The sequence below is a fragment of the Dokdonia sp. PRO95 genome (assembly GCF_000355805.1).
GTDB lineage: Bacteria > Bacteroidota > Bacteroidia > Flavobacteriales > Flavobacteriaceae > Dokdonia.
The window spans coordinates 3,231,345-3,247,250 of the sequence record NZ_CM001837.1 but is presented as its reverse complement, the minus strand read 5'-3'; the positions used below and the strand labels follow the sequence as shown (position 1 = coordinate 3,247,250).

Here is a 15,906-nt window from a genome sequence, read left to right as displayed (position 1 = left end):
TACTGGAAAATTACGATTAATTTGGTTTTTTTCACGCTTTCGCGAAAGCGTAATTTCATAATACTACATCTTACATGATAGATTTACCTCAAATAAAGACAAAGAGACTTGCAGTACACCTCACTACAAATGCCGAAAAGCTAGTAAAACAAGGGCATCCTTGGATTTTTGAAAATAGTATAGCAAAGCTTAATAAAGCTGGAACTTCTGGTGACATTGCCATTCTTTTTGATAATCGATCAGATAAAGTGTTTGGAATAGGATTGTATGATCCAGACTCTCCTATAAGAATAAAGGTTCTGAGCAACGTGCCGGCAACAATAAATGAGGAGTTCTTTAAAACTAGAATCAAAGAAGCATTCTCCTTGAGAAAACAGCTATTGAGAACAAACACCAATAGTTATCGTCTCATTTTTGGAGAGAATGATGGTTTTCCAGGACTTATTGCAGATGTCTATAATGATGTCATCGTTGTAAAAATTTACAGCGCCATATGGTTTCCATATCTAGAAGAAATCTTGCCAGAGCTTATTGAAATCTCAAAAGCAAATACGATGGTCCTGCGCTTAAGTCGAAACGTAGCTAAAGGTAAGTCACATGGTTTTACGGATGGCCAGATTATATATGGAACTCTTAGTAATGAAGTGGTTCGTTTTGTAGAACATGGAGTGAATTTTTCGGCAAACGTGATTCATGGGCATAAAACAGGATACTTTTTAGACCACCGCAACAATAGAAAAAGAGTTGGAGACATGGCAAAAGGTAAGACGGTGCTAGATGTTTTTAGCTATGCCGGGGGATTCTCTGTACACGCACTTGCAGGAGGAGCAAAAGAGGTGTTGAGCCTTGATATAAGTGCCCAGGCATTACAAGTTGCGCTAGAAAATGGTAAACTCAATAAACATAAGGGAAAGCATAAGATTCTTGCTATAGATGCTTTTGTAGGCTTACAGCAACTTATAGATGATGGGGAAAAGTATGATATTGTTGTGATAGATCCACCAAGTTTTGCCAAAAGTGCAAAAGAAGTTAACACGGCCAAAAATAGTTATGCTAGACTGGCTCAATTAGGAACCAAACTAACAGCCAAAAGAGGGATGCTTGTACTAGCATCTTGCTCATCTAGAGTAGAAGCAGAGGTGTTTTTTGACATCTGTGAACTCAATATTAAAAAGGCAGATCGCAAGTTTACAGTAGAAGGCAAGACGTATCATGATAGTGATCACCCTATTAGTTTTCCAGAAGGAGCATATCTCAAGTGTGGTTATTATAGATTAAACTAGTGTTGGATTATGGCTTTTAGATTTTTCATACTTCTTATTTGTATCTCATTTTTTTCTTGTAAAAAGGAAAAAAATCTGGTGCCTACAAATATTGATAAGCTCGTTCTTATCCCAATTCCAGATCATATAGTTGAGGGGGATTACGGTTTTCTCTTTGATCAAGAAACGAGAGTGATGAGTGATACATTGCCAGAAGTGCAAGCAATTGCCACGCAGTTTAAAAGTCTTTTAAAACAAACACCTTTTCATTTAACACTAGATAATGAAGTAGATGAAAATTTTGTTTCATTTAATATAGTGTCCAGTGACAGTATACCTTCTCCAGAGGGCTACGTACTTGCTATAAATAATAAGAGGTTGTCACTTGCTGGGTCTACACCTACTGGTGTCTTTAGAGGTATGCAAACGCTATTGCAAGTATTACCAGATGCTCTTATCGCAGGAAAGCAGATTGATAGTCTAGTCATCCCAGGTCTAAAAATTGTTGATGAACCGCAGTACGAGTATAGAGGCATGATGCTAGACGTTGCACGTCACTTTTTTACCGTAGATGAAGTAAAGCGTCTCATTGATCAAATGGCATTGTATAAACTCAATAAATTGCACTTACACTTAACAGATGATCAAGGATGGCGTATAGAAATAAAATCATGGCCTAAACTCACAGAAATAGGAGGGAGCTCGTCTGTACGTGGTGAACGCCCAGGGTTTTATACTCAAGAGGATTATAAATCCATTGTAGCTTATGCTCAGTCAAAATTTATTACGGTGATTCCAGAGATTGACATGCCTGGTCATACTAACGCAGCACTGGCATCTTATCCAGAACTCAACTGTAATGGTAAAGCTACTAAGTTGTATAGGGGAATGCGTGTAGGTTTTAGCACCTTGTGCGTAGATAAAGATATTACGTACGCCTTTGTAGAGGATGTGATAAAGGAAATGGCGGCAATGACACCTGGGCCATATATACATCTAGGAGGTGATGAATCTCATGTCACCTCAAAGAAAGATTATAATATTTTTCTCAATAAAGTATATCCCATAGTAAAGAAATATAATAAACAAGTGATAGGCTGGGAGGAGATAGAAAGTGCTGGGATAGATAGCACCTACGTAGTTCAACACTGGCAAAGAACGACTACTGCATCGCGTGGACTTGCTCAAGGTGCAAAAGTTATCTTATCTCCTGCAAAGCGCATGTATCTTGATATGAAATATACAAAGAAGTCACCTATAGGACTTACTTGGGCTGGAAATGTAGAGGTAGATAGTGCTTATATCTGGAATCCATCACAAATCTTTAAAGATGTTCCCGTCTCACAAGTGTTAGGTATAGAGTCTCCTTTGTGGTCTGAGACCATAAAATCCTCTGATGATATTGAATATCTTGCTTTTCCTAGGCTTATAGGTCACGCCGAGTTAGGCTGGAGCAAGCCTGGGAATTATAACTGGGATTCCTATAAGTTGCGATTAAATAAGCATTATAACAGGATGAATATCTTAGGAATAAACTATTATAAATCCCCACTACTTAAAACTAAGATTAAGCCGTAGTCTTTTTTACATTATATTCTCTTTGCTGCTCTGACGCCCAAGCAACCGCATCATTGAGGTTAAAGAATTTTTTAATTTTAGATTTAAAGAAAAGACGTTCTATAAGTATATCAGACTTTTCTTTTTCATTATAGGATACCACAGCAAAAGCACTAATAGAATTGCGAGCCTTAAAAAATTTAAGCCAGTCTTGAGGCACTAAAGAGTAGGAGTGTACGCGGTTAGATATGTAAGCTACCTTATTATTTTTGCCGTAATGGTTTTCGGCTAGATTGATAAGTTCTTGAGCCATATTCCAGTCAAAGAGTAAACCTTCATTAATTTCTGAGATGATAAAATCCTCAAAAAAATAGTAAGTCCCTGTGTCTAAGATGTACACGTCTTCTAATACATTGTTGAGATTTGATTCTGATACTAACATATTACAAAGATATTACTATTATCAAAAATACTATATGATAACAGTAATATGCAATCGTATCAATCTGTAAATATGCGTTTTATATCGATTAAGTACTCAAATTAAAGGGTTTAAATACCTATTCACAACCACTAGTGAATCCTGTTGCATCAAAAGAAGTTTGCACTAGACCATCTTGCCCGCCATTAATTACTTGAATTACAAGATTACTCATCCCACTTCCATCACGTTTTGGGCTGCAGTATTCAAACAAGTAAAAGCTATTTGCTTGTCCTGCTACTCCATTAGAAATATCATTGAATACAGACTCTAACTCTGCAGCATCAGCTGCAAAAACACTTTCTGTTTGTCCTATTTTAGAAAGTATGCCTTCATCTATCTCTGAGCCTAGGCCTATAGTAAAAAAGCTTATATCATCATCTGCATTTGAAACTGCATCTACCGCCTCTTGTTCTGTATATCTTGCTGCTTGATCTGTTCCATCTGTAAAAACTACGACAGATGCTGCAGCAAATAGTTCTTCATTTTCAGAAGTATCAATAATATTATTTGCGATTTCAGAAGCTTTAATTACGGCTCCATATAAATCTGTAGAAGGATCATTGCTTATGTTTTCTGTAATTCCATCTATAGCTTCTTGAAGTACAGCAGCACTCGTGGTAAGTGGTTGTAGCTCATGAAGAACATCTTCTCCATCAAACCAGTAAATAGCCATTTTAAAAGAATCTGTTGAGATTGCTGGCATCACATTAGATATGAAACTGCTAGAAGCTTGTTTAAGCTCTTGCAAGCTTGTGCTCAATACACTATTACTTAAGTCTAAAACTAGTAATGTATTATTTGAAAAAATTTGAGCATTTGGAGATATAACCCCTGATGCCTCAGAATTTGAAATTTCATTGTAGCAATCATCATTACGACCTTGTTCAAAAATCGTAAAATTAGAAGGCGTTAACCCTGCCACAGGACTTCCGTCGCTACCGTTTACTTTAAAGAATACCGACACCTTTGAAGGTAATGTTGTAAACGATTCTTGTATCGTAATATCAAGTTCTTGGGTTCCTAAGTTAAGACAATCTATATCTGTTGCGCTATTTCCATCATCATCTCTTGAGCTACAAGAAAAAGACAAGGAGGCTAAGATAAAAATAGCAAGTAGTGCACGTAGTTTCATAAATATCATTTGTTTGATGAGGTAAGAACGCATTACATTTTAATTTATTTCTTAATATGTTGTAATGAACAAGAAATTTTGCCAACTGATATATTGAGCTATAAATTTCAAATATTTTATCTTTGAATGCGTTTGTTTGCTGGTACGCTTTCGCGAAAGCGTACTTTTAAGAAACAATGGCATACTTTATGGTAAATATGCATGGAAGCCATAATTTTAAAATGTTACATCGACTCACTTACTATTTGAAAACTACTTTTTCCATATCAATAAAAGCCCTTCCATTATTAGCCTTACTCTTGGTTACTCTAAGTGTACAGGCTCAAATAGATGCGCCTAGTGCCTCTATAGAAATTAAAGGGAAGCAGCCTAATGATGTACCAGCGCCTGTGTTTATAGCACCTATGGCACGGGAAAAGAGCAGTGATGTACAGTCGGGCTCCCTTATTTTTAAGAGCAAAGTAAAGCTTAAAGATCCTTTTAAATCAAATGAGAAAAGAGAGATCAATTTTATGGAAGGCACCGACTTTGCAGAGAAAACGTATACTGCTCTAGAGAATAAGATGAATAAGTCTCAAGAAAAAGATATAGAAAAACTTCGTCCAGAATATTTTAGAAACCAAAATCTAGGAGACTTTAAAAGCGGTTCTAAATTTGTAAACTTTACGTATAGAGATCACGGCGCTGTAGATGGAGATCTAGTGAGTGTGAGTGTCAATGATACGATTGTGCATCCTAGAATATTTCTTGAAGGCCAGTTTCAAGGATTTTATCTCGATCTTAAAAAAGGATTTAATAAAATAGAAATTAAGGCACTTAATCAAGGCTCAGTAGGAGCAAATACAGCACAGTTTGTAATGTATGACGATATGAAAAAGGTGATTTCTTCAAACACTTGGTTTCTAGCATCTGGATACACAGCAACCGTTGTCATCGTAAAAGAAAACGACTAGTCTAAGCTTCTTCAAAAGATTGCATCGACACTAGTTTGTGATACATACCTTTTTTATCAATAAGCTCTTGATGTTTTCCTTGCTCTACAATTTCTCCTTTTTGCATAACTACAATCTCATCTGCATTTTGAATGGTAGAAAGTCTGTGAGCAATTACGATTGAAGTTCTGTTCTTCATCATGTTTTCTAGCGCTTTCTGAACGAGTCGTTCACTTTCTGTATCTAATGCTGAGGTAGCTTCATCTAGAATCATAATAGGTGGATTCTTGAGAACCGCTCTAGCAATAGAGAGGCGTTGTTTTTGCCCTCCACTTAATTTATTACCACTATCGCCTATATTAGTATCAAGCCCCTTTGGAAGGTCTTTTACAAACTCCCATGCATTGGCAATTTTTAATGCATCAATAATTTCTTGGTCAGTGGCGTTTTCTTTACCTAGATTAATATTATTACGTATGGTATCATTAAAGAGAATAGCGTCTTGAGTGACTAAGCCCATGAGGTTACGTAGGGATTTTTTAGAAATATCTCTTATATCTGTATCGTCTATTTTTATGTTTCCTTTGTTAACATCATAAAAACGAGTAACTAGATTTGCAATAGTACTTTTTCCAGAACCAGATTGCCCTACTAGGGCTACAGTATGTCCCTTCTTTACATTGAGTGTGAAGTTCTTGAGTACACTTTCCTCATCATACTTGAAAGAGATGCCCTCTAAACCTATACGACTGTTAAAAGTATCTTTGCTAACAGCTTTTGGGTTATCATTTATAATTGTTTCAGTTTCTAAAACTTCTAGAATACGAGCGGCGGCAGCGTCTCCCTTTTTAACGGAATAACTTGCTTTTGCTATTGCCTTTGCAGGGGTTAAAATTTGGTAAGCTAAACCCATATAAACAATAAACTGAGCACCATCTAATCCTCCAGAACCATCTAATACCATATTACCACCGTACCATAATAAGATTCCGATAACTGTAATTCCCAGAAACTCACTTACGGGAGATGCTAAGTTTTGCCTATGTGTAAGTGTATTACTGTATTTTTCAAAATTGCTAGTAGAGGTTTGAAACTTGGTTTCCATTCTATCTTCGGCTGCAAATCCTTTTATAATTTTAAGATTGGCTAGTGTTTCTTCTACGAGGGACAAGAAATATCCTTGTTCTGTCTGTACTTGACCTGATTTCTTTTTGAGACTTTTTCCGATTTTTGAAATTATAAATCCAGCTACAGGAATAAAAATAAAAACAAACAGAGTAAGCTGTGCACTCATGAATAACATAGTGCCTATCGCAAATAGAATAGTGAGAGGTTCTCTTATGAAAAGTTCTAGTATCGATAAAAAGGAATGTTGTACTTCAAGAACATCAGAGGTGATTCTTGCAATAGTATCTCCTTTCCTTTTTTCTGAGTAGAAACTCAAGTTAAGATGGACAATACGGTTGTACATCTTATTACGAATGTCTTTAAGTACTCCATTTCTAAGATATGTGATAAAGTAGTTTGCTAGGTATCCAAAGACGTTTTTTAATAAAAAGGTCACAATGACAAGGCCAACCATGATACCCAATACATAAACGTCTCCATGCAGATCAGTTTGCGTATTGATAAAGTAGTTAAGAGAGTCATCTAGAAAGGTTTTTAAGCTGCTAGAAGATTCAAGAGTAGGTCTTATTCTCACAGGATCTACTTGTTTAAGCAGCACTGTAAGCATGGGTATAAGGGAGACGAAAGCTAACGTACCAAAAAGAGCATATAAAATATTAAACAAAATATTTAAAAATCCGTATTTCTTATAAGGAATGGCAAACTTGAGAATCTTCTTAAAATATTCCATAGGGTGTTTCCGCTTGCGCGAACTATTGAGTTGTTTAAACGCCTAATACATTTTTTATACCAGCAAGACGTTTATCTAGTGAAGCAGAAATTGTGTCATATTCACTCAGCGAAGCTAGCGGATCATTTACACTTATATAGAACTTTACTTTAGGTTCTGTACCACTTGGTCGTGCTGCCACTTTGCTGCCATCTTCTGTATAAAAAATAAGCACATTAGACTTAGGAACATCAATGGTAGTGGTCTCTCCCGTAAGCAGGTCACGACTAGTAGACGATTGGTAATCTTCTACACGTATCACTTTACTTCCATTAATTTCTTTCATAGGCTCTAGGCGAAGATCTTTGAGCATTTGCTTGATTTCTTCTGCGCCAGATTGTCCTTTTTTTACAAGGGCAATGAGTGTTTCTTTGTAAAAACCGTGTTTTACGTACAGCGACTTCAGTTTTTCAAACAGTGTTTGTCCTTGTTCTTTTGCTTGCGCAGCAATCGTACAGGCGAGTAGGGTAGCGGTCACGGCATCTTTATCTCTTACAAAATCACCTACCATGTACCCAAAACTTTCTTCACCACCACCTACAAAGTGCTGGTTAGGGTAATCCACAATCATTTTGGCAATCCATTTAAAGCCAGTAAGTCCTGTTTTACATTCTACATTATAAGCATCTGCAAGTACATCCATCATAGGTGTAGACACAATGGTGCTTCCTATAAAAGGTGCTGGGTGTTGATCTGCGCTTTCGCGAAAGCGTTCTAATAAATAATCTGTCATCAAGATCATAGTTTGATTACCATTTAAAATGGTAAGCTTGCCATCATCACCTCTCACAGCAATACCTAGGCGATCACAGTCTGGATCTGTACCTATGACTATATCTGCATTTTTTTCTTCACCAAGCTCTAGCGCCATTTTAAGAGCGGCAGTTTCTTCTGGATTAGGAGAAACCACTGTAGGGAAATTACCGTCTGGAACCTCCTGTTCTTTTACAATATTAAGTGTGGTGAAACCAGCTTGTCTCAACGTATCTGGAACGAGCGTGATAGAGGTGCCGTGTAGTGAGGTAAATACAATATTGAGGTCCTTCTTTGTTTTACTAGTAAGACCAAAAGATACATTTGCAACACTTGCATCTATAAAAGCTTTATCTACATCCTTATCGACAAGTTCAATAAGGGAATCATTTCCTTCAAATTTTATGGCACTAAAGTCAAGCGCCTCAATCATAGCTATAATTTCGGCATCTTGTGGTGGCACAAGTTGTCCACCATCTTCCCAGTACACTTTGTAACCGTTGTATTCTGGAGGGTTGTGACTTGCAGTGAGTACAATACCGCACTGGCAATCTAGATGACGCACAGCAAAACTCAATTCTGGTGTAGGTCTTAGATCAGAAAATAAGAAAACTTTAATCCCATTTGCCGAAAATACATTTGCAACCACTTGGGCAAGTTCTTTACTATTATGACGGCAATCATAAGCAATAGCGACCTTTATTTCCTTATTAGGAAATTGTTTGTGCAAGTAGTCAGATAGACCTTGAGTATTTTTTCCTAGTGTATATTTATTAATTCTGTTAGTCCCAGCTCCCATGATACCGCGCATACCGCCAGTACCAAATTCTAAATTCTTATAGAAACTATCTGCTAGCTCCTCTGGATTGTGAGCGATATTTTCTTTAATGGCTTGCTGAGTTTCCTCATCAAAGGTTGCTGTAAGCCATGCATTTGCTTTCTCTAAAATAGCGGGATCGTGGTATACCATAAGAATAAGTGTTGTTTACTAACAAAAATACGATTTTGTTATAATTTGTAAAGCTCCCACGATTGTTGTCTACGTGGTGAGCTACGTGTTATATAGTCTCTTTAATATTATATCTCTTTTTATCACGTTTTGATCTTAGTACAAGTTCTCCTAAGAAGCCAGCAATAAATAGTTGAATACCTATAAGCATCGCAACAAGTGAGATGTAAAATTGTGGTCTCTCCGTAATAAGTCTACCAGCTCTATTCACAAATAGTTTATCTACACCTAAATAGCCGGCAAATCCAAAACCTATTACAAACATGAGTACACCTAAGGCTCCAAAAAGGTGCATAGGTCGCTTTCCAAAACTTCCTAAAAACCAAATTGTGAGTAAATCTAAAAAGCCATTTAAAAAGCGCTCCATACCAAATTTAGTCTCACCATACTTACGAGCCTGATGCTGTACTACTTTTTCACCTATGTTTGAAAATCCTGCATTCTTAGCAAGCACTGGGATGTAGCGGTGCATCTCGCCATATACATCTACGGTTTTTATTACTTCTTTTTTGTAGGCTTTTAAACCACAATTAAAGTCGTGTAGTTTGAGTCCGCTAGTTTTTCTCGCTGCTGCGTTAAAGAGTTTGCTAGGTAAATTTTTTGCAATGACAGAGTCGTAACGTTTCTTTTTCCATCCTGAGACTAAGTCATACTTATCTTGAGTAATCATTCGGTATAAATCTGGAATCTCCTCTGGATTATCTTGCAAATCTGCATCCATAGTGATAATCACATCACCTTCGGCAGCTTCAAAACCTGCGTGTAGTGCTTGTGATTTACCGTAGTTGCGGTTAAAGCGAATTCCTTTGATGTTATCATGCTTTCGCGAAAGCGTATCTATCACCTCCCAAGAACCATCTGTGCTTCCATCATCTATAAATAGGATTTCATAAGAAAAACCATTGGTTTCCAGAGTTTCTGAAATCCAATGGTGTAGTTCTTTAAGTGATTCTTCCTCGTTAAGTAGAGGTATGACAACAGATATTTGCATAAATAGTTTTTAAGCGTCTGCGTATGGGTTTTCTTTTTTCATTATTAAACCTCCTATTAAAGAGATAATGAAGCCGAAAAATAATGACAACATGATAGCAATAGGAATTATAAAGCCAATCTTAGTAAAAGGTTCTTGAAAAGAAATAGTCTGATCAATTTGTGAGTCTGTCATGTCTGGATACATCTCAATCATTTGAGTACGTAGCGCATCAAGTGCTAGTTCTGAGTAATTAGGTTCCAGAACTTGAGTGAGTACGAGAACCCATAGAGCACCTAAAAGTGCTGCTATTAGTGATACTCCTAAGCCAATTTTAATCGCTTGTCCAAGTTTTAAAAAACCTCCGTTACTTTCTTTAAACGCTTTTAAAGCTAGAATAATAACTACGACTGTCATTACAAAATTGAGAACCCCTAATGACCAATGAGGGGCAAGGAAGTTATCTGTTACGTATAATATTACATTAAAGAGAATGGCTAGTATACCTAGTACTAGACCAAATTTGAGCATTACATCTTTTGCAGATGTTGGTTTGTCTTCTAATATCATAATAATGGTTGTTTTGTGTTATGGTCAGTTAGTACACAAATATACAATATCGTTACACCGAGCGTAGAAAAATCGTAACTTCGTGAAATAGGTGATATTTATTTTAAAAAATAGTTGTTCGTTTTTAAAATTTGTGTAAATTTGCACCTCGAAAAATAGAATAATTTTAAGTACGATTATAATGAAAGCAGATATACACCCAGAAAATTTTAGAGTAGTAGCATTTAAAGACATGTCTAATGATGAGGTGTTCTTAACAAAATCTGCTGCAGATACTAAAGAAACTATTGAGATCGAAGGAACTGAGTATCCTTTAATAAAATTAGAAATCTCTAGAACTTCACATCCATTCTATACAGGTAAAGCTAAGCTTGTAGATACAGCTGGACGTATTGATAAGTTCAAAAACAAATACGCTAAGTTCAAGAAGTAATTTCTTGCTCTTATTTAAGTACAAAGCCTCCTTTTTAGGAGGCTTTTTTTATTTGTAATAGTTAAGTAGGTGGTGTTAATGCTTCGGTGGTTTGTTGTATAGATAGGCAGTAGTACTTTACTACAGTGTTATTTTTGAGTGGGACAAGGGCAAGTGTGATTAAATTATACTTGTAACCCTAGTAGTCTGGTTCTGGTTGTTATGATTTTTATAGACATTTTTATATAATCTGTAATTATTATACGACTGATAAACCACTACAAATACTTAAATTTGCAACCTTTACAATAGCAGATAACTATGTTTGATAATTTAAGTGATAAGTTAGATAAAGCCCTACACGTACTCAAAGGTCACGGTAGCATTACGGAAGTAAACGTTGCAGAGACGCTTAAGGAAGTGCGTCGTGCTCTTATAGATGCAGATGTTAACTTTAAGACAGCAAAGGAATTTACAAACCGTGTTAAAGTAAAAGCTCTTGGAGCAGATGTATTAACTACGCTCCAGCCTGGACAGTTAATGGTTAAGCTAGTAAAAGACGAGCTTACAGAATTAATGGGAGGTGATGCAGCTGGAATTAACCTTTCTGGTACACCGTCTATTATTTTAATGTCAGGATTACAAGGTTCTGGTAAGACAACTTTCTCAGGTAAGCTTGCAAACTTCCTTAAAACCAAGAAAACAAAGAAACCTTTACTAGTTGCCTGTGATGTATACCGTCCAGCAGCAATTGATCAGCTACACGTAGTAGGAGATCAGATCAAGGTAGATGTATATTCTGATCGTGATGAGAAGAACCCAATCAAGATTGCTCAAGATGGTATTGCTTTTGCAAAAGCAAACGGTCACAACGTAGTAATTATTGATACAGCAGGTCGTCTTGCTGTAGATGAGGCAATGATGAAAGAAATTGCAGATGTACACACTGCAATACAACCACAAGAGACACTTTTTGTAGTAGACTCGATGACTGGTCAGGATGCTGTAAATACAGCAAAAGCTTTTAATGATATCCTTAACTTTGATGGTGTTATCCTTACAAAGCTAGATGGTGACACTAGAGGTGGTGCAGCAATCTCCATTAAATCTGTAGTAAACAAACCTATTAAGTTTATAGGTACAGGGGAGAAAATGGAGGCGATAGATGTATTCTATCCTTCGCGTATGGCAGATCGTATTCTTGGAATGGGAGATGTTGTATCTCTTGTAGAAAGAGCTCAAGAGCAGTTTGACGAAGAAGAAGCTAGAAAACTGCAAAAGAAGATTGCAAAAAACCAATTTGGTTTTGATGATTTCTTAAAACAAATACAGCAAGTAAAGAAAATGGGTAACATGAAGGACCTTATGGGAATGATCCCAGGTGCCGGAAAGATGCTCAAAGATGTAGATATAGATGATGATGCTTTTAAGCATATAGAGGCAATCATACACTCTATGACGCCTAGTGAGCGTGAAAATCCCGCTACGATAAACGCCAGTCGTAAAAAACGTATAGGGAAAGGTTCTGGTACATCTGTGCAACAAGTAAATCAGCTACTCAAACAATTTAATCAGATGAGTAAGATGATGAAAATGATGCAAGGAGGCGGAGGCCGCAAGATGATGCAGATGATGAATCAAATGAAATAAAATTATCCTAAAAAGGCGCCTTAACGGGTGCCTTTTTAATTTTACAAATACAAACTAAACCATAACGCTATTACCTATGACTATTCTTGACGGGAAGAAAACATCAAATGACATTAAAAACGAAATCAAAGCCGAAGTTGATAAAATGAAAGCAAATGGTGAGAAGGTTCCTCATCTTGCTGCTGTGATTGTAGGTAATGATGGAGCTTCTCTCACATATGTAGGGAGCAAAGTACGTGCTTGTGAGCGTGTAGGTTTTGAGTCTACTATGGTACGCATGACAAACACTACTAGTGAAATTGAATTACTAGATAAAATTGAAGAGCTTAACCAGAACGAAGATATCGATGGTTTTATAGTGCAGCTACCACTACCACCTCAGATCGATACTCAAAAAGTATTACTAGCAGTAGATCCAGATAAGGATGTAGATGGTTTTCACCCTACAAACTTTGGAAAGATGTCTCTTGATATGAGTACATTTATCCCTGCAACGCCTTTTGGTATCCTTGAGCTTATGGATCGCTACGGTGTAGAGACTAAGGGAAAACATACCGTGGTTATAGGACGTAGCCACATTGTAGGTAGACCTATGAGTATATTAATGGGGCGTAAAGGCTTCCCAGGAAACTCTACTGTTACCTTAACACACAGTCATACTAAGAATATAACGCAAATTACATCGCAAGCAGATATCATTATTACTGCACTAGGAGTTCCTGGATTTCTTAAAGCCGAAATGGTAAAAGATGGAGCTGTAATTGTAGATGTGGGAATCACTCGTGTACCAGATGAAACTCGTGAGAGAGGATATTATATTACTGGTGATGTAGACTTTGAGCCTGTAAGTAAAAAGGCGAGTTTTATTACGCCAGTACCAGGAGGAGTAGGGCCTATGACTATCGCAATGCTACTTAAAAACACATTGCTTGCACGTGAGCGTCACAGAGCGATGTCTAAGAAAAAGTAATTAGGCATTTCTTGCGGCTCCAAAGAAAATAGGAATCGCAATCATGAGCATGCTCATAATTCCTAGGATAGTAATAATCCAGTTATATCGTTTGCCAATTAATCTTGATAAAACATATAGCAAAGCTGTTGCAACTCCTAGAATAAGTGGAATCCCAGCAACCGAAGCTGCGTTCTTGCTTAGCGTACCATAATCGCCATAGTAGAGCATTGCGGTACAGATGATAATAAAACAGCCCAAAGTGATTAAGTTCCACTTTGGGCTGTTCTTTTTTTGTGTAAAGCTCATATTATTTGATGACGTTTACATCTGTAAAGTATAGCCTAAAGCTACCATCTTCACTCTTGTGATCTGTTGCTATAGAGAGCCCTTCGATATTTTTGTAACCTTCAAAAGTTGTAATCATAGAAGGCTCTGTAGCATTTCCTTTTCTAAAAACCCATTCGGTAATTACATAATCATCTCCGTAGTAAAAGTCGTAGGCATCTCCTGGTGTGTAACCTCCTTCATTTCCGTAGAGAAGAGTGAGTTTTTTAGTTTGCTTTCGCGAAAGCGGACTCATTACACTATCGGTTACTTTTATTGAAGTTCCTTCATCCCAAACAAGTTGATAAGGAGCAAGAAGCCAGTATTTATCATTTATAAACCCTTGGTCTGCTTGCATAGAGGTGCTGTCTACGGTAGCACGATTGTATGAAATAGTATCTCCAGCGGCAATCATAGTCACATCATTTGTGACTGGTTTCCAAGACCATGAACGACTTGCTACAGTAGCGCCGTTGCGATCTACATTAAATGTAAAGTCAAGTTGCTTTACATCTTTCCAGTTTGCAAGACCGTTTGCATAAGCAATTTTTTCTGCTTCTGTGGTTGGTGTAAATGTAGCTTCAACTTTTAAGTTGTTTGTATCCCTTGTAGAAGTAGTATTCTCCTCTTTACAGCTTAAGATAACTAGAGAAGATGCTAGAAGCATTGAGTATAATTTCATAGTGTTATTTTTGAATTACAAAAATAACTAAAAAAAAGCCCTGTATAAGATTATACAAGGCTTTGCTATATTTATTATAGATTACTGTACTACAAGAACGTTGTCTGTAGATGTCTTGTTAAGTGGGCAGAAGTAAACATACTCGCCTTTAGTGAGTTTTGTAACGTTTGAAGTTCCTGTCGTATTGTTAGGTACTACTGCAGTTACATAAGCAGTTTTGATGTGATTTTCTGGATTAGAAATATCTTTTCCTTTAGGAACTAAAACAAAACCTACATCTGTACCTACATTGTTATTTGCAATTGAAAATGTGTAAGTACCTTCACTTACTACGATTTGCTTTTGAGTAAACTCTCCTTTAGTTTGCTCTAATGCGATTACTTTGTTTGAGCTCTCCTTCATCATTTTATCTTGAGCTTGTGCAGAGAAAGTTACTGTTAAGATAAGTACGAAAATTGAAATTATTTTTTTCATTGTATTGGATTTTGAACGTAAATGTTTTTTAAAAATCAGTTTAGTAATTTCATGATGGTTATAGTGATCACTAAAGCTTTATCATTTGAAATTCTTATGCTCGGTTGGACGGAGCTTTATGGCAACGCTTACATTTCAATAGCGATATTTTTTTGATTAGGTGGTAACTAGTTGTAAGTCAATTGTGAATAGCACTTTTTTTATGCTGAGTAATCCAAACACATTCTTTCTAACGTATATAAATTTATATAGTGGTTCTCAAATGGATTGAGTCATTTGAGATTGATAAATAGAATGCAACGAGTTTCCTAAATGAATCCCTCATTTTAAAAACTGTCTGGAAAAGAAATGCTAAGAGCATTTCATTTGTAAACAGTGGAAACAAAAAAAAGCCTTTCCGTTATGGAAAGGCTTTTCTATTTAACTTTTTAATGATGCTAGTCTACTGCGTCTTCTACATCATCTACTGCATTTTCTACTGCGTTTCCTACTTTTTCACCAGTAGTTTTTTCTCTACAGCTTGAAAATGAAAGTGTGAAAATTGCAATTGCTGCTAGTGTTAAAAATTTCTTAGTCATTGTTTTATGGTTTATTGATTAATTTGTTTTTATAACTTTTTTCCAGTGGCTAGTCTGTAGAGAATACCTACTACAGCTAGTACAAGTAAGATGTGAATTAAACTTCCAACTGCATCTCCAAAGCCAAAATAGCCTACGAGCCAGCCTATAATTAGAAGTACTACAATAAGTGATATAATATCTCTCATAACAATTGGTTTTATAGTTATTTGATATTAAAAGTAGTTAGCTTACTGAGATTGAAGTATTTGCTTAACGCTATTTAACA

At 36.4% G+C, this 15,906-nt stretch carries 17 protein-coding genes; 6 read left to right on the top strand and 11 right to left on the bottom strand.

The window, feature by feature from the left end; translation table 11 throughout:
• The first annotated feature begins 74 nt into the window (after positions 1-74).
• Positions 75-1,283, top strand: coding sequence for a class I SAM-dependent rRNA methyltransferase (locus tag D017_RS14595; RefSeq protein ID WP_035337615.1), 1,209 nt, complete (start codon positions 75-77; stop codon positions 1,281-1,283).
• A gap of 78 nt (positions 1,284-1,361) precedes the next feature.
• Positions 1,362-2,840, top strand: coding sequence for a family 20 glycosylhydrolase (locus D017_RS14590; RefSeq protein ID WP_225969311.1), 1,479 nt, complete (start codon positions 1,362-1,364; stop codon positions 2,838-2,840).
• Here D017_RS14590 and D017_RS14585 read toward each other — a convergent pair.
• Positions 2,830-3,261 (bottom strand): hypothetical protein, encoded by a 432-nt coding sequence (locus tag D017_RS14585; protein WP_035337609.1) that lies wholly within the window; start codon positions 3,259-3,261, stop codon positions 2,830-2,832. The two genes, D017_RS14590 and D017_RS14585, sit on opposite strands and share 11 nt — an antisense overlap.
• Positions 3,262-3,379: 118 nt before the next feature.
• The gene (locus D017_RS14580; RefSeq protein ID WP_035337607.1) at positions 3,380-4,435 is read right to left on the bottom strand and encodes a VWA domain-containing protein; all 1,056 of its coding nucleotides are present in this window, start codon (positions 4,433-4,435) and stop codon (positions 3,380-3,382) included.
• 245 nt (positions 4,436-4,680) lie between these two features.
• Here D017_RS14580 and D017_RS15060 point away from each other — a divergent pair, with 245 nt between their 5' ends.
• On the top strand, positions 4,681-5,388 hold the full coding sequence (locus D017_RS15060; protein ID WP_152023910.1) for a hypothetical protein: 708 nt from the start codon (positions 4,681-4,683) through the stop codon (positions 5,386-5,388).
• Position 5,389: 1 nt separating this feature from the next.
• Here the strand turns inward: D017_RS15060 and D017_RS14570 are convergent, their stop codons facing one another.
• The 4 genes from D017_RS14570 to D017_RS14555 form a co-directional block, all read right to left on the bottom strand.
• Positions 5,390-7,225, bottom strand: coding sequence for an ABC transporter ATP-binding protein (locus tag D017_RS14570; RefSeq protein ID WP_035337604.1), 1,836 nt, complete (start codon positions 7,223-7,225; stop codon positions 5,390-5,392).
• Positions 7,226-7,259: 34 nt separating this feature from the next.
• Entirely contained in the window at positions 7,260-8,987 is a 1,728-nt protein-coding gene (locus tag D017_RS14565) for a phospho-sugar mutase (protein WP_035337601.1), read from the bottom strand.
• A gap of 88 nt (positions 8,988-9,075) precedes the next feature.
• The gene (locus tag D017_RS14560; RefSeq protein WP_035337598.1) at positions 9,076-10,017 is read right to left on the bottom strand and encodes a glycosyltransferase family 2 protein; all 942 of its coding nucleotides are present in this window, start codon (positions 10,015-10,017) and stop codon (positions 9,076-9,078) included.
• A gap of 9 nt (positions 10,018-10,026) precedes the next feature.
• Positions 10,027-10,566, bottom strand: a complete 540-nt coding sequence (locus tag D017_RS14555) for a DUF4199 domain-containing protein (RefSeq protein ID WP_035337596.1) — start codon at positions 10,564-10,566, stop codon at positions 10,027-10,029.
• Between the two features lie 181 nt (positions 10,567-10,747).
• Between D017_RS14555 and D017_RS14550 the strand changes: the two genes are divergently transcribed.
• From D017_RS14550 to D017_RS14540, 3 genes are all read left to right on the top strand, one after another.
• Positions 10,748-10,999 (top strand): type B 50S ribosomal protein L31, encoded by a 252-nt coding sequence (locus D017_RS14550; protein ID WP_035337593.1) that lies wholly within the window; start codon positions 10,748-10,750, stop codon positions 10,997-10,999.
• A gap of 300 nt (positions 11,000-11,299) precedes the next feature.
• On the top strand, positions 11,300-12,628 hold the full coding sequence (gene ffh / locus D017_RS14545) for a signal recognition particle protein (RefSeq protein WP_035337592.1): 1,329 nt from the start codon (positions 11,300-11,302) through the stop codon (positions 12,626-12,628).
• 76 nt (positions 12,629-12,704) lie between these two features.
• Entirely contained in the window at positions 12,705-13,598 is an 894-nt protein-coding gene (locus D017_RS14540) for a tetrahydrofolate dehydrogenase/cyclohydrolase catalytic domain-containing protein (RefSeq protein ID WP_035337588.1), read from the top strand.
• Here D017_RS14540 and D017_RS14535 read toward each other — a convergent pair whose 3' ends face one another.
• The 5 genes from D017_RS14535 to D017_RS15300 form a co-directional block, all read right to left on the bottom strand.
• Positions 13,599-13,886, bottom strand: coding sequence for a hypothetical protein (locus D017_RS14535; RefSeq protein ID WP_035337586.1), 288 nt, complete (start codon positions 13,884-13,886; stop codon positions 13,599-13,601).
• A gap of 1 nt (position 13,887) precedes the next feature.
• The gene (locus D017_RS14530; protein WP_035337583.1) at positions 13,888-14,586 is read right to left on the bottom strand and encodes a hypothetical protein; all 699 of its coding nucleotides are present in this window, start codon (positions 14,584-14,586) and stop codon (positions 13,888-13,890) included.
• Between the two features lie 81 nt (positions 14,587-14,667).
• Entirely contained in the window at positions 14,668-15,060 is a 393-nt protein-coding gene (locus D017_RS14525; protein WP_035337581.1) for a cupredoxin domain-containing protein, read from the bottom strand.
• Positions 15,061-15,497: 437 nt separating this feature from the next.
• Positions 15,498-15,638 carry a hypothetical protein gene (locus D017_RS15435; protein ID WP_013749540.1) on the bottom strand — a complete coding sequence of 47 codons (141 nt, stop codon included), beginning with the start codon at positions 15,636-15,638 and terminating at the stop codon, positions 15,498-15,500.
• 29 nt (positions 15,639-15,667) lie between these two features.
• Complete coding sequence (locus tag D017_RS15300) at positions 15,668-15,826, bottom strand: lmo0937 family membrane protein (protein WP_035337578.1); 159 nt, start codon at positions 15,824-15,826, stop codon at positions 15,668-15,670.
• Positions 15,827-15,906: the final 80 nt, after the last annotated feature.